The organism is Achromobacter sp. GbtcB20 (genome assembly GCF_019091095.1).
GTDB lineage: Bacteria > Pseudomonadota > Gammaproteobacteria > Burkholderiales > Burkholderiaceae_B > Achromobacter > Achromobacter mucicolens.
On record NZ_JAGXJZ010000007.1, the window covers coordinates 57,705 to 74,816 of the forward strand.

Consider the following 17,112-nt stretch of genomic DNA (forward strand, 5'->3'; position numbering starts at 1 on the left):
CCGACATTGGCTACGCGTGCAATGCCCGTCCAAACGCCGCCAGCACCGATTCGTGCAGCGTTTCCGATAGCGTCGGATGCGCAAACACGGTGTGCATCAGGTCTTCTTCGGTGGCTTCCAACGATGCGGCCACGCCATAGCCCGTGATCAGCTCGGACGCCTCGGGGTGGATGATGTGCGCGCCCAGCAGTTCGCCCGATTTGGCGTCAAAGACCGTCTTGACGAGTCCCTGGTCCTCTCCCATCGCAATCGCCTTGCCGTTGCCGGCGAAGGTGAATTTGCCAACGCGAATGTCGCCGCCGTGACGGGTGGCGTGTTCGCGCGCGCGGGCTTCGGTCATGCCGATGCTGGCGACCTGCGGGTAGGAGTAGGTGCAGGCGGGAATGCGCAGCGGGTCGATGGCGTGCACGGGCAGGCCGGCGATGGCTTCCACGCACAGCACGGCTTCGTGGCTGGCCTTGTGGGCAAGCCACGGCGCGCCGGCCACGTCGCCGATCGCGTAGACGCCCGGCTCGCCGGTGCGGCACAGGCCGTCGGTGACGATGTGCGTCTTTTCGACTTTGACGCGCGTCTTTTCCAGGCCAAGATTCTCGACATTGCCGACGATGCCGGCGGCGACGATGACGCGGTCGAACGTCTGTTCGATCTTTTTGCCGTCGTGCTCCAGCGTGACCTTGACGCCGTCGGCGGTGGTAGACGAGGCCGTCACCGCGCAGCGGGTCAGGACGCGGATACCTTGCTTCTCGAAGGCCTTGCGCGCCAACTGCGAAATCTCGGCGTCTTCCTGAGGCAGGATCTCCGGCGTCATGTCGATCAGCGTGACCTCGGCGCCCACCGCGCGATAGAAGCTGGCGAACTCGGCGCCGATGGCGCCTGCGCCCACCACCAGCAGCGATGTCGGGATCGCGTCGGCAACCAGGGCCTGCCGGTAGGCCCAGATGCGTTCGCCCACGGGCAGCGCCGGCAACTCGCGGGCGCGCGCGCCGGTGGCCAGAATGATGTGCTTGGCCGACAGTGTGGCGCCGTTGTCCAGCGCCAGCTTGCCGGACCCGGCAAGCCGGGCGCTGGCGGCAAACACCGTCACCCCGTTCTTCTTCATCAGGTGCGCGACACCCTGGCCCAGCCGGCCGGCGACCTTGCGCGACCGGGCGACCATGGCGGCCAGATCGGGACGGGCCTCACCCGCGCCCGTCACGCCGTAATGCGCGGCCTCGCGGCAGGCGCGCAGCACGGTGGCGCTATGCAGCAGCGCCTTGGTGGGAATGCAGCCCCAGTTCAGGCAGATGCCGCCCAGTTCGGCGCGCTCGACCAGCGCGACCGACATGCCCAACTGCGCGCCGCGGATCGCGGCGACGTAGCCGCCCGGGCCACCGCCCACCACCACCAGATCAAAACTCGTCTTCGTCATGGCGGGGCTCACAGCAGGATGCGCACGGGGTTTTCGATCAGGGTGCGGAAGGCCGCCAGCCAGCGTGCGCCGACTGCGCCGTCCACGACGCGATGGTCCGCCGATAGCGTCACCGTCATCACGGTGGCGGCGGCGAGTTGACCCTCGGCGTCGACCACCGGGCGGCGTTCGGCCGCGCCCACGGCCAGGATGGCGGCCTGCGGCGGGTTGATGATGGCGGCGAACTGGCTGATGCCGTACATGCCCAGGTTGCTGACGGTCAGCGAGCCGCCCGTGAACTCCTCGGGCTTCAGGCGGTTGACCTTGGCGCGCCCGGCCAGCTCGGCGATCTCGCCCGAGATGGCGGACAGCGGCTTGACGTCGGCATCGCGCACGATGGGCGTCACCAGGCCACCGTCGGTGGCCACCGCCACCGAGACGTCGGCGCCAGCGTGGTACTCGATGTCATCGTCGTGCCAGGACGCGTTGACCTCGGGCACCTCGCGCAGCGCCAGCGCGGCGGCGCGCACGATGAAGTCATTGACCGACAGTTTGACGGCGCCGCCTTGGTTGGCCTGCGCGCGCAGCGCCAGCAGCGCGTCCATGCGGCAGTCGACCGTCAGGTAGAAGTGCGGCACGTGCTGCTTGCTTTCGGTGAGGCGGCGCGCGATGGCGCGGCGCATGCCGGTGTGCGGCACGCGGCGCGCGGCCGGCCGGCCAGCCAGCGGCGCGGCAGCGGGGGCAGCGGCCGGCGCACGGTCGCGCGCGGCTTCAACGTCCCGCCGCACGATGCGGCCATGCGGGCCGGTGCCGGTGACGCCCAGCAGGTCGACGTGCCATTGCGCGGCAAGGCGCCGGGCGACAGGGCTGGCGAAGAGGCGGCCGCCGGGGACGGACGCGGTCGCGGATGCGGATGGGGAATGCGCGGCGGACGCGGGCGCGTTGCCGGCTTGTTGCGAGGCAGAGGCAGAGGCAGAGGCAGCGCCAGCGGATGCCGAGGCAGCCGACGCTTCGGGAGCCGATGCTCCGGGAGCCGACGCTCCGGAAGCCGACGCGCCATCTGCCGACGCGCCAGCAGCCGACCCGGCAGCCACCGCCGCACCACCGTGCTCGGCCAACGCACGATCGATCGCCGCTGCATCTTCGCCATCCGCGACCAGCACGCCGATCACGGTGTTGATGGGCACCGAGGCCGGCCCGGCCTGCACGACGATGCGGCCCAGCACGCCTGCCTGTTCGGCGTTGATCTCGACGATGGCCTTTTCGGTTTCGACTTCCGCCAGTGCCTCGCCCACGGCGACGCGATCGCCTTCCTGCTTGAGCCACTGGTGCAGCACGCCGCCGGAGGCGTCGGCGGCAACGGAGGGGAGCTTGATAAGGTATGCCACGATGTTGTTCCTATTCAGCGGCGCGGGCCAGGTCGGGCCGGTACGCGGCGGGGTCGTCGTATTCGACGAGTTCGAGCACATTGCCTTCGGGGTCGCGGAAGAAGGCGAGCCACGTGCCCGGCCGCACTTCCATGGGCGCGGGCGCGCTGTCAAAGACCACGCCCTTTGATTGCAGATCGCGCACCACACCGCGCAGGTCACGCACGATGAAGGTCAGGTAGGCGGCGCCCTGGCGGTCCAGAATGGCCTTGCCGCGTACGGCCGGTTCGGGCGCCACGGCCGGCTGCAGCAGCTTGATGCGCTCGCCATAAGGCGTCTGCAGACGCGCCACGTCGTAGCCGTGCGGCGTGAGCCCCGTGGCCTGCGCCTTGCCGGCCGGCACGGTCACGCGATTCACCAGCGTCAGGCCCATCACATCGGTGTAGAACGCGGCCAGCGCATCGAGATCCGCGCAGCAGATGCCGACTTCCATCGGCACGGTCATGTGCAGGGCAGTCATGGCTGTTCCCCCAGGTCGGCCAGCACGTCGGCCAGGCCCGCCACCACTTCATCGGTATCGGCGAACGCCGCGCGCTCCAGCACCTTGGAGATGCTGGGCGAGGCCTCGCCGCCCGTGACGCGCTTGACCGGCTGGTCCAGCCAGTCGAAGTAGCGGCGCTGGATCTCGTCGGCCAGCATGGCGCCGTAGGACGTGCCGCGCGCGCCTTGTTCCACGATCAGCACGTTGTTGGTCTTTTTGATGCTGGCGCCGATGGTGTCCCAGTCCAGGCTGGCGCGGTCCAGCGTGCGCAGGTCGATGACTTCCGCATCCACGCCGGCCGCTTCGGCCGCCGCCAGCGCGCGGCTGACCATGGACAGGTACGTCAGGATGGTGACCTTGCCACCCTCGCGCCGCACTTGCGCGCGGCCGAACGGAATGGCGTAGTCCAGGTCATTCTCGGGGACCTCGCCCGAAGACGCGTACAGATCGACGTGCTCGATGACCAGCACCGGGTCCTTGGAGGCCAGCGCCGTGTTCATCAGGCCGACGTAATCGTGCGGCGTGGACGGGGCGACGATGCGCCAGCCGGGCGCGGTGGCGAAGATGCCGGCCGGGTCCATCGAATGCTGCGAGCCGTAGCCCGTGCCCATCGCGACCTTGGTACGCAGCACGAAGGGCACGTCGATGTCGCCGCCGAACATGTGGCGCGCCTTGCCGATCTGGTTGAAGATCTGGTCGGCCGCGACCCACATGAAGTCCGGGTACATGAATTCCACGACGGGCTTGTAGCGGCCATCCATCGCCAGCCCGCCGCCCAGTCCTGCAAAGGCGTTTTCGGAAATGGGCGTGCCCAGCACGCGGTCCGGATACTTGTCCTTCAGGCCGCGCGTGGCGCCGTTGGTGCCGCCCTTCAGGCGGTGCACGTCTTCGCCCAGCACCACGACGCCGGGGTCGGTTTCCATGCGGCGGTCCAGCACGTCGGCCACCGCATCGACGAACTTGCGCGTGACGGTGGCGCCGGTGTGGTCCGCCGCCTCCTGGTAGCGCAGGCCGGCCAGTTCCGAGCCATCGCTGCGCAGGCCCACGTCGCGGAAATCCGGGCTGGGCCACAGGTCGGCGCGCACGCGGCGCTTGCCGCCGTCAGCCGCTTCGGTCAGGCGGCCGGACACTTCCTTCATCACGTCCTTGCAGCGCTGGCGCAGCGCGTCCACCTCGGCCTGCGTGACCAGCTTGCGGCCGATCATCTCGGCCGCGATGCGGTCCAGCGGATCGCGCAGGCGCCATTGCGCCTCTTCGTCCTTGGTGCGATAGCCGAAGGCGCTGCCGGGGAAGGGGCCGTTCTGGTGGAAGAACCGGTAGACGTCCACCTCGACGATGGTGGGCCCCTTGCCCGCGCGCATGTGCGCCACGGCTTCCGACATGGCCAGGTGCACGGCCAGCGGGTCCATGCCGTCGACCTTCCACGCGGGAATGTTGAAGGCCAGGCCGCGCGCGGACAGGCGCGGCTCGGCGGTGGACTCTTCCACGGTCGTGGACACGGCGTAGCGGTTGTTCTCGATGAAAAAGCACAGCGGCGTCTTCCACGCGGCGGTCAGGTTCATCGTTTCCAGCACCGAGCCGATGTTCACCGCGCCGTCGCCGAAGTACGTCACGGCCACGCGATCCGTGCCCGCGTGCTTGTGCGCCCAGCCCGCGCCGGCGGCCAGCGGCACGCCGCCGCCGACGATCGCGTTGGTGCCCAGCGCGCCCGCTTCCAGCCAGCGCAGGTGCATGCTGCCCCCACGGCCGCGGCAGTAGCCGTTTGCCAATCCCATGATCTCGGCCAGCGTCTTGTGCAGGACCTCGTCGATGGCGGGCGTGAGCGGGTTGCGCGGATCCAGTCCCTGCGGCGCCACGTGCTGCAGCGCTTTGGCCAGGAACTGGTGGTGGCCGCGGTGCGAGCCGTTGATCTGGTCGCCGGCGCCCAGGGCCAGCACCGAGCCGACGGCGCCGCCTTCCTGCCCGACCGACGAGTGCGCGGGACCGTGCACCAGGCCTTCGGCGGCCAGTTCCAGCACGGCTTCCTCGAATGCGCGGATCCAGTGCAGTTGGGTCAGCATCGTGCCGAGCAGCGCGGGGTCCGCCTGCTGCCAGTCCGAGGCCTCGGCCGTCAGTTGCCGCCAGGGCGCCTGGGGCTCGAGCGGTTGGTAGGTGGCCATGAATGAATCTCCAGTGTGTTTTTTTAAGCGTCGGGGCAATCAGAGGTAGCTGTAGCGGCTCCAGCCGCCGTCTGCCACCAGGGTGTGTCCGGTGATGTAGGCGGCCTGGCGCGAAGCCAGGAAAACCGCCAGGTCGGCCATTTCGGCCGGCTGCGCCATGCGGCGCAGGGGCGTGCGTTGCTTGAGGCGTTCGGGGTCAAGCCGGCCGCGCGCGGCCAGGTCGCGCACCAGGTCGGTTTCGACATAGCCTGGCGCCAGCGCATTGACGCGCACGCCCGCCGGGCCCCATTCGACGGCCAGCGTCTCGGTCAGCAGCACCACCGCGCCCTTGGTGGCGCAGTAGGCGGCGCGGTCGGGAGCGGCCACCACGCCGTACATGGACGCCAGGTTGATGATGCTGCCCGAGCCGGCGGGCACCATGCGCCGTCCGGCTGCCTGCGCGCACAGGAAGACTCCGGTCAGGTTGATGTCGACGGCGCGGCGCCATTCGTCCACGGTGACTTCCAGCGTGGGCTTGTTGGCCGAGATGCCGGCGTTGTTGACCAGCACGTCGATGCCGCCCCAGGTGTCCGCAACCTGCGCAAAGGCGCGCTCGACGGCGTCGGCATCCGTGACGGACGCCTGCACCGCCATGGCCTGCGCGCCGTCGGCGGTCAGGGCCGCGACGGCGGCGTCCAGCGCGCCGGCATCCATGTCCAGCAGCGCGACGCGCGCGCCCTGGCGTGCAAAGGCCTGCGCCGTGCTGTAGCCGATGCCCTTCGCGCCGCCGGTGATGACGACCGCCTGGCCGCGCAACTCGGCATGAATGACTTCAGTGGTGTTGTCCACGATGTGTGCCTGTGTAAGGTGAGTACGTAAGGCGGCTCAGACCGCCAGCCATTCCTGGACGACGTCCTGGCGCTCATGCAGCTGCGCGGGCGGTCCTTCGAACACGATGCGGCCGTGGCCCATGACGCTGACGCGGGTGGACACCTTCAGCGCGATCGTCAGTTTCTGTTCGACCAGCACGACCGACACGCCCTGCTTGTGGATATCCCGGATGACGTCGGCGATCACCTCGACGATCTTGGGCGCCAGCCCTTCGGTGGGCTCGTCGATCAGGATGACCTTGGGATTGCCCAGCAGCGAGCGGCACATGGTCAGCATCTGCTGTTCGCCGCCCGACAGGTTGCCGGCGCGGGTATTGCTGCGTTCCTTCAGACGCGGGAAGTAGTCGAACATCTGTGCCAAGGTCCAGTACGGCGCATCGTCACGCCGGGGCTGCTCGCCCATGCGCAGGTTCTCGTCCACCGTCAGGTTGGCGAACACCTCGCGCTCCTCGGGCACGAAGGCCAGGCCCGCGCGGGCGATCTCGAAGGGACGCTTGTTGGTGATGTCGCGGCCTTCCATGGCGATCTGGCCGCCGGTCACGTCCACCAGGCCCATGATGCTTTTCATGGTGGTCGAGCGGCCCGCGCCGTTGCGGCCCAGCAGGCTGACGACTTCGCCGCGCCCGATCGACAGGTCGATGCCGTGCAGGATGTGGCTCTTGCCGTAATGGGCATGCACGCCCTGCAGCGACAAGAGGGGGGATTGCGTCGTCATACCGTTTCCTCTCCCAGGTAGGCCTCGCGCACGCGGGCATCGCCGCGGATCTCGGCGGGCGTGCCGGTGGCCAGGATCTCACCGTAGACCAGCACGCTGATGCGGTCGGCCAGCGAGAACACCACCTGCATGTCGTGCTCGACGATCAGCAGGGTGCAGTCGCGCGTCACGTCCTTGATGAGTTCGACCGTGTAGTCGACCTCGTGCTGCGACATGCCCGCCATGGGCTCGTCCAGCAGGATCACCTTGGGCCGCGACGCCAGCGTCATGCCGATTTCCAGCGAGCGCTGCTCGGAATAGTTCAGGTCGCCGGCTGCCGTGTCCTGGCGCGCCGTCAGCCGCACTTTCTCCAGCAGGCGGTCCACGTCCTCGTTGACGGCGCGGTTGCGTGCGATGGGCCGCCAGAAGTTGTAGACCAGGCCGTGCATGCGCAGCACCGCCAGTCGCAGGTTTTCGCGCACCGGCAGGCGCGGGAACACGTTGGTGATCTGGAACGAGCGCGCCAGGCCGAGCCGGTTGATGGCTTCGGGCGCCAGGCCGCCGATGGGGCGCGAGCGCAGGCTGATGTCGCCCGACGTGGGCGCGAACGAGCCCGACATCAGGTGAAACAGCGTGGACTTGCCCGCGCCGTTCGGGCCGATGACGGCGTGGCGTTCGCCGGCTTCGACCGCCAGGTTCACGCCGCGGATGATCTGCGCTTCACCAAAGGATTTGCGCACGTCGGTCAGGGTCAGGATCTCGTGGCTCATTGGGCGGGCTCCAGCAGGGGGGCGGCGTCGCCCGTGTCGCGCCACAGGGCCAGCGCCCAGCGGCAGGCGGCAAGGCCCGCGGCAAACAATGCCAGCGGCACCAGCCAGGTCGATACCGCAAGCGGCGCCCAGTCCTGGCCGAACAGCGGGATGGCGGGCCAGCCGGCCTCGGGGTTCATGGCGAGGAGGGCGCGGTAATCGCGCGCGAACATGCGTTGCAGCAGTTCCACCGTGAAGACGGTGGCGCCGGTGAGCAGCAGCCCTCCGGCCACAGACACCGCGGCGCGCGGCAGCCAGTTGGCCAGCCCGCGCTCGCGCAGCGACTTGGCCGCGCGCTGCACCAGGCCCACCAGGCCGTCCGGCACGAACAGCATCACCAGCGCGAAGAGAATGCCCTGGTACAACAGCCACGACCGCGTGATGTCGGCCAGCGTCTGCGACAGGAAGGTCAGGATGGACGCGCCCAGCACCGGTCCCAGGAACGCATTGACGCCGCCGATGTAGGCAAACAGCACGGCGTCGGTGGACAGCTTGACCTCGAACAGCACGTAGTTGCCGGCTTCGATGTTCAGCGCCTGCAAGCCGCCCGCGATGCCGGCAAACATGGCCGACAGCGCAAACACCATGGTCTTGAGCGCATGCGGGCGGTAGCCCAGGTAGCGCAGACGGTTGGCGTTTTCGCGCAGGCCCAGCGTCAGCCGGCCCAGCGGCGTGCGCGTCAGGCCATACAGCGCGGCCAGCGACACCAGCACCCACGCCAGCACCAGGTAGTACACCTCGATGTCCGAGCCGAAGGTAAAGCCCCATGCCGGCATGCGCATCGCGGACACGCCGGCCTCGCCGCCGAAGACGCTTTTCAGGTGCGGCGCCAGCGCGTGCAGCAGCTCGGCCAGCGCCAGCGTGATCATCGAAAAATACACGCCCGATCGCATGGTGGCGAACCAGCCGGCGACCAGGCCGAACAGCAGCCCGGCCACGCCGCCCACCAGTGGCATCAGCGGCGTGGGCAATAGGCCCGCGCCGCCCAGTGCATTCATCGCGTGGATGGTGGCGAAGGTGCCGACGCCAAAGTAGGCGGCATGACCAAAGGACAGCATGCCGCCCTGGCCGGCCAGCAGGTTGAAGGCGCAGGCGAACAGCGCGGCGATCAGCATCTGCACGGCCGCCACGAGCTGGCCGGCAGGCAGCAGCCACGGCAGCGCGCACAGCGCGGCCACGCACAGGATCAACAGCAGCGCGCCCGTGGCGCGGCGGGTGGAAGTCGCGGTATGGCTCATGCCTGCTCTCCCTTCAGTCCCGACGGCTTGACCAGCAGCACCACCAGCATCAAGAGAAACGGCAGCGTTGCGGCCAGGCTGGAGATCTTCACCGTCATCAGCCCGCCCACGCTTTCGGCCCACTCACGCGCGCCGAACAGACCAAACAGCGTCGCCAGGCTGGCGTCGATGCCGACCGAGAACGAGCTGATCAGGCCGATCAGAAGCGACGCGATCATCGCGCCTTCCAGCGAGCCCAGGCCGCCCACCACGACAACCACGAACACCAGCACGCCCAGTTCCAGCGCCATGTTCGGGTTGGTGGTGTAGAAGGCGCCCGCGACCGCGCCGGCCAGGCCCGCCATCCCCGCGCCCACGCCGAACACGCTCATGAAGACCAGCGGCACGTTATGGCCCAGCGCCTCGGCCATGCGCGGCCGGTAGATGGCCGAGCGCACCACGATGCCGACGCGGGTACGCGACAAGAGCAGGTAGATCACGGCGAACATCGCCAGCGACACGCCGCCCATCAGCAGGCGGTAGAACGGATAGTCCGCGTCGAACACGCGGAATGCCGCGAAGTTCAGGAACGGCGGCACGCGGTAGTCGACGGGAAAGTCGCCGTAGAACAGCTTGATCAGCTCGGCGACGATGAACGCCAGCCCGAAGGTCACCAGCAGTTCCTGCGCGTGGCCGAACTTGTGCACGCGGCGCAGGAAGAAGCGTTCGACGCCCATGCCCAGCACGCCCGCGATGATCGTGGCCAGCACCAGCGCCGTCCAGAAGCCCGTGACGGGCGTGAGGGTGTAGGCGGCATACGCGCCGATCATGTAGAACGATGCGTGCGCGAAGTTCAGCACACCCATCATCCCGAAAATCAGTGTCAGGCCTGCCGACACCATGAATAGCAGCAGGCCGTAGATCACGCCGTTCAACAGCGAGACGGTAAAGTATTCCATGTCCGCTCCAGGATTCTTGCGCGGGACGCCAGGCGTCCCGCGAGCGATTGCGCACGTTGTTTTTGCCCGGCCCGCGCCGGGAGTGCGCTTGTCATGTGCCGGCGGCGGCCCGCGCGCATTTCAGCGCACAGCCCGCCGCGCGGGCATCACTTCGGACGTTGCATCTTGCAGGTGCCCTGCACCGGCGCGGACACGTCCCCCGCGGCCAGCACCTTCACGGGTTCAAAGCCCATGTCGGTGCCATCGGCCTTGTACTTGGCGTTCTTGCCCACCTTGGACACCACCATCGGCAACTGCACCTGATGGTCTTCGGCGCGCATGGTGTATTCGCCCAGCGCCGATTTGTAGGTGACCTTCTCCAGCGCCAGCGCCAGTTCGGGCACCGGCAGCTTGCCGTCCTGCGGCTTGACCTGCTTCAAGGCCTCGCCCAGGAAGCGCACGCCGATCACGGTCTGCGGCTCGGTGTAGCTGGGGTAGTGGCCGGTCTTGGACTTGTAGTCCTCGGCGAACGCCGCGCCTTCCTCGCCGGCGGCCTCGATGTTGTACGGGTGCGCGATGTAATGGCCCAGCGCGACCTCGCCGGCGTTGGCCAGGTTGCCGACCTGGTCCAGGAACACCGTGGCAAAGCGCACCTTCAGACCGGCGGCCTGCGTGGCCTTCATGAGCAGCAGCAGGTCGTTGGACCAGTTGCCGGTGACCACGGTGTCGGGCGTGGCCGAGCGGATGCGCGCGACATAGGGCGCGAAGTCCTGGATCTTGTTGACCTCGTGCAGCGTCTTGCCCACGACCTCGTAGCCGTACTCCTTGGCAAAGCGCTCGGTCGCGCCTTCCATGTCCTGGCCCCACGAGTAGTTCTGGTTGATGGCGTACACGCGCTTGCCCAGCGTGCCGTCGGCGGACATGACGGATGCCAGCGCCTTCACGCGCAGGTCGGCGTTGGTGGTGAAGCGGAAGTGGTAGAAGTGGCACTTTTGGCCGGTCAGCTCCAGCGCTTCGCCGCCCACGTTCAGGAACACGATCTCCTTGCCCGGGTTGCGCAGGTTGTGCTTGCGCACGTCTTCCGTGAGCTGGCCGGAAATGGCGGACGACGATCCCTGCACCAGCACCTGCACGCCCTCGGCGGCCGCGGCTCGGAAACGGTCCGAGGCGCCCACGGGGCCGCCCTGGTTGTCGAACTCCACCAGCTCCAGCGGCTGGCCATTCCAGCCGCCGGCGGCGTTGATGCGGTCCAGCTCGTATTTGACGGCGGCGCGGAACATCAGGCCGGTCGAGGCCTGCGGGCCCGACAGCGTTTCGATCAGGCCGATCTTGACGGGTGCGGCGTGGGCGGTGGCGGCGAGTCCGGCCAGGCACAGCAGACCGGTGGTGAAAGCCAATTTCATGCGTGTCTCCTCCGTGGAACGGGAGTGTGTTGATTTGCGTGGGTCAGGCAGGTGCGAACGCCGCATCGCCCGCGCGCCGCGAGGGCGGGCAGGCGATGCGGAGCGAAGACGGGGCAATGACGCCGGCCGTGGACGCGCGGGGCGCCAGGGCGAGGCGCCGGCCGGGCAGGGCATGAAGCCGCCGGGGCGTCTGAGGATGCGCCGTCGGACGTGCCGAGGGCGCGGATGCGGTCATGCTGCCGGTGAAGTTCACCTGGTTGTCCCCTGCCTGTTTATGCGGCGTGACGCCGTGTTTTTCTGACTGACTTGCCTGAAAGCGGCAGTTGATTTACGCTTTGGCGAACAAGTTGTCAGGCAACTTTATTAAGTTGTCCGATAAATCATAGGGCAAGCGTTTTTCTCGTGTCAAGCAACCGATTCAGGCGTTCAATCTGAATTCGAGCCGCTGCCGCGAACGCGACGCGGGCCGCCAAAAACAGCTTCAGGAGACAGGATGATTTCGTTCGAGGGGCAGGTTGCCGCGATCACCGGCGCGGGCAATGGCATCGGCTTGGCCACGGCGCGCCTCATGGCCGCGCATGGCGCGCGGCTGGTGCTGACCGACATCGACAACGCGCGGTTGCAGGAAGTGGCGGCCGAGCTCGATCCCAGCGGGCAGCGCGTCTACATGCACGCGCTGGACGTGTCGGTGTCGCACGACTGCGAACGGGTGTTCGAGGCCGCGGCCCGGCACTTTGGCGGGCTTGACCATCTGGTCCACTGCGCGGGCATCTACCCCGAGCAGCTCGTCAAGGACACCAGCGACGAGTCCTGGCGCACGCTGATGCGCGTGAACCTGGACGGCACGTTCTACGTGTGCCGCGCCGCCCAACGCCATCTGCGCCACGACGGTTCGATCGTCCTCCTGACGTCGCTGGCTGCGCAGCGCGGCAGCTACGCGCACGCCGCCTACGCCGCGTCCAAGGGCGCGGTGCAAAGCTTCACCCGCAGCCTGGCGCTGGAGCTGGCCCCGCAGATCCGCGTGAACGCGGTGGCGCCCGGCATCATCGCCACCTCCATGACGCACGACCTGATCGGGCAGAAGGGCGCGCAGCTGCTGGAAAGCACGCCGCTGCGCCGCTTTGGCACGGCCGAGGAAATCGCCGGGACCATCGCGTTCCTGTGTTCGCCGCTGGCGGCCTTCGTGACGGGCGAGGTCATGCAGGTCAATGGCGGGATCTATATCGCGTAAAGTGCCAGAACGCGGCGCGCCGGAAAAAAAACCGGCAAACCTATAATTTCCAGGGCGCTGCCGCGAACCAGCCTGTCGGGACCACCACGCGAGACATTCCTATAACCATGGCCGACGCGCCCGCGCGCCGCCCTCACGTTCGAACGATCCACATGCAGCCAAGTCAAGAACCCGATCCGGCGCGCGCCGCGCCCCGCAGCTCGCTATCGGCGGCGGTGGCGGACGCCCTGGCCGACCAGATACGCCAAGGCGTGCTGGCCCCCGGCGATCGCCTGCCGACCGAAAAGCAACTGACGGAGATGCACTCAGTCAGCCGCGCGGTCGTGCGCGAGGCCCTGGCTCGCCTCAAGTCCGAAGGGCTGGTCACGTCGCAGCAGGGCAGCGGCGTCTTCGTTGACCCGAATTTCCAGAAGAACGCGTTTCGCATCGCCGCGCCCACGCCGGGCGACAACCAGGACCTGGAGCACATCCTGGAACTGATGCTGTCGATCGAAGTCACGGCCGCGCGCTATGCGGCGCAGCGGCGCACCGAGCCCGACCTGAAGAAGATGCGGCAGGCGCTGGTGGGCATGGAGTACGCGCTCATCAACGACAAGCTGGGCGACGAGGAAGACTATCAATTCCACCAGGCCATCGTGCAGGCCACGCACAACCCGCACCTGGTGGCGCTGAACGACTACCTGGAAGCCAACGTGCGCCGCGTCATCCGCAGCGCGCGCCACAACACGGCCCGCAGGTATGCCGAGCGCATGGCCGCCGTGCAGAGCGAGCATCAGGCGATCTTTGCCGCCATTGAAGCCGGTGATTCCGACGCCGCGGGCCGCGCCGCCGAAGAGCACCTGCGCAACGCGGCGGACCGGCTGCGGTTGTTTCAGGCGGAGCGCCCCGCGCCCGTGTGACCGCGGGGCCGCGCCTACGCGAAAGTCTGCTCCATCTCGCGGCGGAACTGCACCGCGGTCGAGCGTTCGTCGTACTCCACGTCGCGCCAGCGGATCGCCTGCGACTGGCGCACGGGGTTCTTCAGCTTGACCTTGTTCGACAAGCCCAGCGGCAGATAGCCTTCCTCGACCGAATCGGGGGCAGGCATCAGGCGCCCGTACACCGTGTAGCCGCCTTCGCCGTCCAGGATCTGGCCGGCCTGCAGGTCGCGCTTGGCGGTGGCCACGACGTCGCCGTGCCAGCCTGCGGGTGCGCCGGTGGGCTCGCGCCGCAGGCCCACGCTGGCCACGCTGATGCCCAGTTCCAGGCCGATTAGGTGGTAGGGCTTGTACATGGCGGTGAAGTTGCCGCTGGGATCGGTGACCAGGCCATATTCCTGAAAGCAGCGCCGCACGTAGTCGCTGTCGGCCGCAAGCGTGACATACACGCCCCAGCGCAGATCCCGGAACACCGGCCGGCCGTCGCGTTCCAGCGACGAGATCACCTCGACCTGGCCGCGATGATGCAGCATGCCGCCGTCCTCGCGGGGACGCAGCACACGCGCCAGATCATCCACGCCGCACGGCGGAAAGTGCAGGCCCGAGGGCGACGGCAAAAGACCCGTGGCATTGGAGACGGCCGCCATCTCGATGGCGCTCTTGGTGCCGTCCAGAAAGCTGTTGAACATCTGCGCGTTGAAGTCGCCCGCCGCCACCATTTCGGCGGTGAAGCCGTAGTACGGCCAGACGGTGTCGGGGGTGGAGGTGTGGAATTCGGGCAGATACTTGGTGCCCTTGCCCGCGGCCATGACCTCGAAGCCGCTGGCGCGGGCCCAGTCGACCATTTCGCAGATCAGGGCAGGCTGGTCGCCGTAGGCCAGCGAATAGACGATGCCCGCTTCGCGCGCGCGGCGCGCCAGCAGCGGGCCGGCCAGGGCGTCGGCCTCCACGTTGACCATGATGATGTGCTTGCCGTATTCGCAGCAGGTGAGCACGTGGGTGATGCCGGCCGAGGCATGGCCGGTCGCGTCGATGACGATGTCGACGTCGGGGCTGGCGATGACGGTGCGCGCGTCGTCGCAGAAATAGACCTTGCCGTTCTTGTAGGCGTCATTGATGCTGCTGGCGTTGAGCGCGCCTGCCGGCCAGCCGACACGGGTCAGCGCGGCGCGGGCCCGATCCGGCACCAGGTCCGCCACCGCCACCAGGCGGATGCCCGGCGTGCGCGGGGCCTGGCTCATGAACATGGCGCCGAATTTTCCGGCGCCCAACAATGCGACTCGCAGAGGCTTGTGGTCGGCTTCTCGCTGCTTGAGCAGGCGGTACAGATTCATGGCGCGGGCTCCTCCCGGGTGGGGCGTACGACTCCACAGGATAGTCCCAAACGATGACGCCTGAACAGGATTCAGCCGGAGTCAGGCGTCTGCCGTATAGAGCTCGCCGGCCAGCACGTTACGCCAGTTCTGCCAGTTGATGCGCGGGCGGTCCGTCACCTCGCGGTTATAGGGCGCATCGAACAGAATGTGCTTCCAGCGCGGCCGCGCGGCGCCTTCGATATGCGGCTTGTCGTCGATCAGCAGATGGCCCTGCACCAGCGTCTTGTCCTTGGTCAGGATCAGCCGGTTGGTGGCCTCGCGGCCCAGGTTCTTTTCCACCCACAGGTATTTCTCGGCGACGCAGTTTTCAAACTGGGACAGCGGCGACGAGCAGATCCGCACGTCCATGCCCAGCGCCAGCAACTCCTTGAAGGCCGCGAGCGCGCCCGGGACCGGCGGCAGGTTGCGGATGAAACCCGGCGCTGTGTAGATGGCCTCGGCCATCCCGCGTAGTTCGGGGGCGTAATCCTCGCGGATGTAGAAGGACTTGCGGTTCTCGAACGCCACGGGCGCGACGTCAGGGTGGCGCGCGCGCCAGGCGTCAATGAAGGCGTGTTCAAAATCGGCCAGCACGCCGTCTTGATCCAGCAGGATGATCATGGGGGTCCCAGGAATTGGCAACCGTACGATTGTGCCCTAGCCGCCGAGCGGCCGGGATTGCGCCACGATGCGGTAGCGGCTGCCGCCGGTCAGCGACTCGGACGCGACCAGCACCATGCGGTCGTAATGCCAGTCCAGCGGCGCGGGCGCGTCGTCGGGCGGCTCGGCCTGCGTGATGTTGCGCAGCAGCGTGACGTGCGGGCGGAAAGGCTGGGTGGGCGGGGTGAGCCCGTAGCCGGACAGCCACTGCCAGAGATCGTCGTGGGCTTGCTGCAGGCCGAATGGCGTTTCGGACGGGCCCGCCCACAGGATGCGCTGGCGGCTGAACACCCCATAGCGTTCCAGCGGCACGTCGCCCGGCGCGAGCCCGCGGCCGGGCGTGGCGGCGGCCAGTTCATCGGCCAGGGCGCTGTCGACCGGCCCCAGGAATGCCAGCGTCAGATGCAGCGTCTCGGTGCGCATGGCGCGTCCGCCGCATGTCAGCCTGGCCTGCTCCGCCCAACCGGCAAGTGACGCCGCCAGCGAAGGGGACGGCCATAGCGCATAGAAGAGGCGAAGGGTGGACATGCGCAGATTGTAGGACGCCCACCCGCTATTGCACTCTGCCGCCCTGCGCGGCGGGCCGGCCGGGTTACGGCTTGGGACGCCGGGTCAGTCCGGTATCGAAGCGCTCCACGCCGGGACGCGCCGCGCTGGGTCGGGCCGCTTGCGCGGGGGCGGCGTCGGCCGGCGCGGGCCGGTCAAAGCGCTCGACGCCAGGCCGGGCAGGGCGGTCAAAGCGTTCCACGCCGGGGCGGGCGGCAGGACGGTCGAAACGCTCGACGCCGGGGCGGTTCAGCCGGTCGACGCCGGGACGATCCAGCCGTTCCACGCCTGGACGGTCGAAACGTTCGACGCCCGGCCGCGTAAAGCGCTCGACCCGTTGCGGCGTGGCGGTCTTGGCCGCCGCGCTTTGCGCGGCTTCCTGTTCGCGCTTGGCGATGATCTCTTCGGCGCGCTGGTGGTGCGGCGCCATCTTGCGCACCATCACCCGGCCGTCGCGCGGGAAGTAATTGATGCGGCGCGCATGCACGTCGCCCAGATCCTGCGCCTTGACGGGGATGCCTTCGGTCTTCAGGTAGTTCAGGACGAATTGGCCGTTGCGCTCGCCGATGTTCATCTGCTGCATGGCCGCCAGCACCGCGCCGCCGCCGAACACCTTGGCTTCCAGGCGGTCGCGCGAGGCGCCGGCCTTGAGCAGCTCGTTGATCAGCACTTCCATCGCAAAGGCGCCATAGCGCATGGTGGCCGATGCGGGGGACTGCATGTCGCCCTCGGGCAGCATGAAGTGGTTCATGCCGCCCACGCCCGTCACCGGATCGTGGATGCACGCCGCCACACAGGACCCCAGCACGGTCGAGATCATCATGTTCTCGTTGGTGACGTAGTACTCGTTGGGGAGCACTTTCACTGCCTGAGATTGGAACGCGCTGTCGTAGTAATGACGTGTTGCGCGGGCTTCAAGAGCGGCCATGGGACGGATATCTGGGCAAAAACGGCGATTGAGACACTGAAATGCGAGCGGAAGCGGTAATTGTGACAAAAAATGTACAAAAATGTCGCTT

At 68.1% G+C, this 17,112-nt stretch carries 16 protein-coding genes; 2 read left to right on the forward strand and 14 right to left on the reverse strand.

Going from position 1 to position 17,112, the window contains the following annotated elements; all coding sequences use genetic code 11:
• Positions 1-10 precede the first annotated feature (10 nt).
• The 10 genes from lpdA to KVT32_RS11790 form a co-directional block, all read right to left on the reverse strand.
• On the reverse strand, positions 11-1,408 hold the full coding sequence (gene lpdA / locus KVT32_RS11745; RefSeq protein ID WP_152382800.1) for a dihydrolipoyl dehydrogenase: 1,398 nt from the start codon (positions 1,406-1,408) through the stop codon (positions 11-13).
• A gap of 8 nt (positions 1,409-1,416) precedes the next feature.
• Positions 1,417-2,775 (reverse strand): pyruvate dehydrogenase complex dihydrolipoamide acetyltransferase, encoded by a 1,359-nt coding sequence (locus KVT32_RS11750; RefSeq protein ID WP_152382799.1) that lies wholly within the window; start codon positions 2,773-2,775, stop codon positions 1,417-1,419.
• Positions 2,776-2,785: 10 nt separating this feature from the next.
• The gene (locus KVT32_RS11755; RefSeq protein ID WP_180097422.1) at positions 2,786-3,274 is read right to left on the reverse strand and encodes a VOC family protein; all 489 of its coding nucleotides are present in this window, start codon (positions 3,272-3,274) and stop codon (positions 2,786-2,788) included.
• Positions 3,271-5,454 carry a thiamine pyrophosphate-dependent enzyme gene (locus KVT32_RS11760; protein ID WP_180097425.1) on the reverse strand — a complete coding sequence of 728 codons (2,184 nt, stop codon included), beginning with the start codon at positions 5,452-5,454 and terminating at the stop codon, positions 3,271-3,273. The genes KVT32_RS11755 and KVT32_RS11760 overlap by 4 nt, the downstream gene beginning before the upstream one ends.
• A 39-nt stretch (positions 5,455-5,493) precedes the next feature.
• Positions 5,494-6,282: an SDR family NAD(P)-dependent oxidoreductase gene (locus tag KVT32_RS11765; RefSeq protein ID WP_152382796.1), complete on the reverse strand. Its 789-nt coding sequence runs from the start codon at positions 6,280-6,282 to the stop codon at positions 5,494-5,496.
• A 36-nt stretch (positions 6,283-6,318) separates the two neighbouring features.
• Positions 6,319-7,038, reverse strand: coding sequence for an ABC transporter ATP-binding protein (locus KVT32_RS11770; protein WP_152382795.1), 720 nt, complete (start codon positions 7,036-7,038; stop codon positions 6,319-6,321).
• Complete coding sequence (locus KVT32_RS11775) at positions 7,035-7,787, reverse strand: ABC transporter ATP-binding protein (protein WP_142052660.1); 753 nt, start codon at positions 7,785-7,787, stop codon at positions 7,035-7,037. The genes KVT32_RS11770 and KVT32_RS11775 overlap by 4 nt, the downstream gene beginning before the upstream one ends.
• Positions 7,784-9,064 (reverse strand): branched-chain amino acid ABC transporter permease, encoded by a 1,281-nt coding sequence (locus KVT32_RS11780; protein WP_217618241.1) that lies wholly within the window; start codon positions 9,062-9,064, stop codon positions 7,784-7,786. Before KVT32_RS11780 ends, KVT32_RS11775 begins: the two co-directional genes overlap by 4 nt.
• Positions 9,061-10,002, reverse strand: a complete 942-nt coding sequence (locus KVT32_RS11785; RefSeq protein ID WP_217618242.1) for a branched-chain amino acid ABC transporter permease — start codon at positions 10,000-10,002, stop codon at positions 9,061-9,063. Before KVT32_RS11785 ends, KVT32_RS11780 begins: the two co-directional genes overlap by 4 nt.
• Before the next feature lie 146 nt (positions 10,003-10,148).
• Positions 10,149-11,384 (reverse strand): branched-chain amino acid ABC transporter substrate-binding protein, encoded by a 1,236-nt coding sequence (locus tag KVT32_RS11790; protein WP_217618243.1) that lies wholly within the window; start codon positions 11,382-11,384, stop codon positions 10,149-10,151.
• Positions 11,385-11,877: 493 nt separating this feature from the next.
• Here KVT32_RS11790 and KVT32_RS11795 point away from each other — a divergent pair, with 493 nt between their 5' ends.
• Both KVT32_RS11795 and KVT32_RS11800 read left to right on the forward strand, forming a co-directional pair.
• Positions 11,878-12,615, forward strand: a complete 738-nt coding sequence (locus tag KVT32_RS11795) for an SDR family NAD(P)-dependent oxidoreductase (RefSeq protein WP_217618244.1) — start codon at positions 11,878-11,880, stop codon at positions 12,613-12,615.
• A gap of 152 nt (positions 12,616-12,767) precedes the next feature.
• Positions 12,768-13,514 (forward strand): FadR/GntR family transcriptional regulator, encoded by a 747-nt coding sequence (locus KVT32_RS11800; protein WP_056320473.1) that lies wholly within the window; start codon positions 12,768-12,770, stop codon positions 13,512-13,514.
• Between the two features lie 14 nt (positions 13,515-13,528).
• Here KVT32_RS11800 and KVT32_RS11805 read toward each other — a convergent pair whose 3' ends face one another.
• The 4 genes from KVT32_RS11805 to cheD all read right to left on the reverse strand — a co-directional run bounded on the left by KVT32_RS11805 (position 13,529) and on the right by cheD (position 17,021).
• Complete coding sequence (locus tag KVT32_RS11805) at positions 13,529-14,866, reverse strand: NAD(P)H-dependent oxidoreductase (RefSeq protein WP_175234831.1); 1,338 nt, start codon at positions 14,864-14,866, stop codon at positions 13,529-13,531.
• Positions 14,867-14,947: 81 nt separating this feature from the next.
• Positions 14,948-15,508: a 5'-3'-deoxyribonucleotidase gene (locus tag KVT32_RS11810; RefSeq protein ID WP_056320478.1), complete on the reverse strand. Its 561-nt coding sequence runs from the start codon at positions 15,506-15,508 to the stop codon at positions 14,948-14,950.
• Positions 15,509-15,544: 36 nt separating this feature from the next.
• Positions 15,545-16,075 carry an RNA 2',3'-cyclic phosphodiesterase gene (gene thpR / locus KVT32_RS11815; RefSeq protein ID WP_175156464.1) on the reverse strand — a complete coding sequence of 177 codons (531 nt, stop codon included), beginning with the start codon at positions 16,073-16,075 and terminating at the stop codon, positions 15,545-15,547.
• A 64-nt stretch (positions 16,076-16,139) separates the two neighbouring features.
• Positions 16,140-17,021 (reverse strand): chemoreceptor glutamine deamidase CheD, encoded by an 882-nt coding sequence (gene cheD / locus KVT32_RS11820; RefSeq protein ID WP_175156463.1) that lies wholly within the window; start codon positions 17,019-17,021, stop codon positions 16,140-16,142.
• Positions 17,022-17,112 lie beyond the last annotated feature (91 nt).

Coding starts and splice junctions, on each gene's coding strand:
- KVT32_RS11780 (WP_217618241.1), bottom strand. CDS start 9,064: ATGAGCCATACCGCGACTTCCACCCGCCGCGCCACGGGCGCGCTGCTG.
- KVT32_RS11800 (WP_056320473.1), top strand. CDS start 12,768: ATGCAGCCAAGTCAAGAACCCGATCCGGCGCGCGCCGCGCCCCGCAGC.
- KVT32_RS11790 (WP_217618243.1), bottom strand. CDS start 11,384: ATGAAATTGGCTTTCACCACCGGTCTGCTGTGCCTGGCCGGACTCGCC.
- KVT32_RS11795 (WP_217618244.1), top strand. CDS start 11,878: ATGATTTCGTTCGAGGGGCAGGTTGCCGCGATCACCGGCGCGGGCAAT.
- KVT32_RS11805 (WP_175234831.1), bottom strand. CDS start 14,866: ATGAATCTGTACCGCCTGCTCAAGCAGCGAGAAGCCGACCACAAGCCT.
- lpdA (WP_152382800.1), bottom strand. CDS start 1,408: ATGACGAAGACGAGTTTTGATCTGGTGGTGGTGGGCGGTGGCCCGGGC.
- KVT32_RS11775 (WP_142052660.1), bottom strand. CDS start 7,787: ATGAGCCACGAGATCCTGACCCTGACCGACGTGCGCAAATCCTTTGGT.
- cheD (WP_175156463.1), bottom strand. CDS start 17,021: ATGGCCGCTCTTGAAGCCCGCGCAACACGTCATTACTACGACAGCGCG.
- KVT32_RS11760 (WP_180097425.1), bottom strand. CDS start 5,454: ATGGCCACCTACCAACCGCTCGAGCCCCAGGCGCCCTGGCGGCAACTG.
- KVT32_RS11770 (WP_152382795.1), bottom strand. CDS start 7,038: ATGACGACGCAATCCCCCCTCTTGTCGCTGCAGGGCGTGCATGCCCAT.
- thpR (WP_175156464.1), bottom strand. CDS start 16,075: ATGTCCACCCTTCGCCTCTTCTATGCGCTATGGCCGTCCCCTTCGCTG.
- KVT32_RS11785 (WP_217618242.1), bottom strand. CDS start 10,002: ATGGAATACTTTACCGTCTCGCTGTTGAACGGCGTGATCTACGGCCTG.
- KVT32_RS11810 (WP_056320478.1), bottom strand. CDS start 15,508: ATGATCATCCTGCTGGATCAAGACGGCGTGCTGGCCGATTTTGAACAC.
- KVT32_RS11755 (WP_180097422.1), bottom strand. CDS start 3,274: ATGACTGCCCTGCACATGACCGTGCCGATGGAAGTCGGCATCTGCTGC.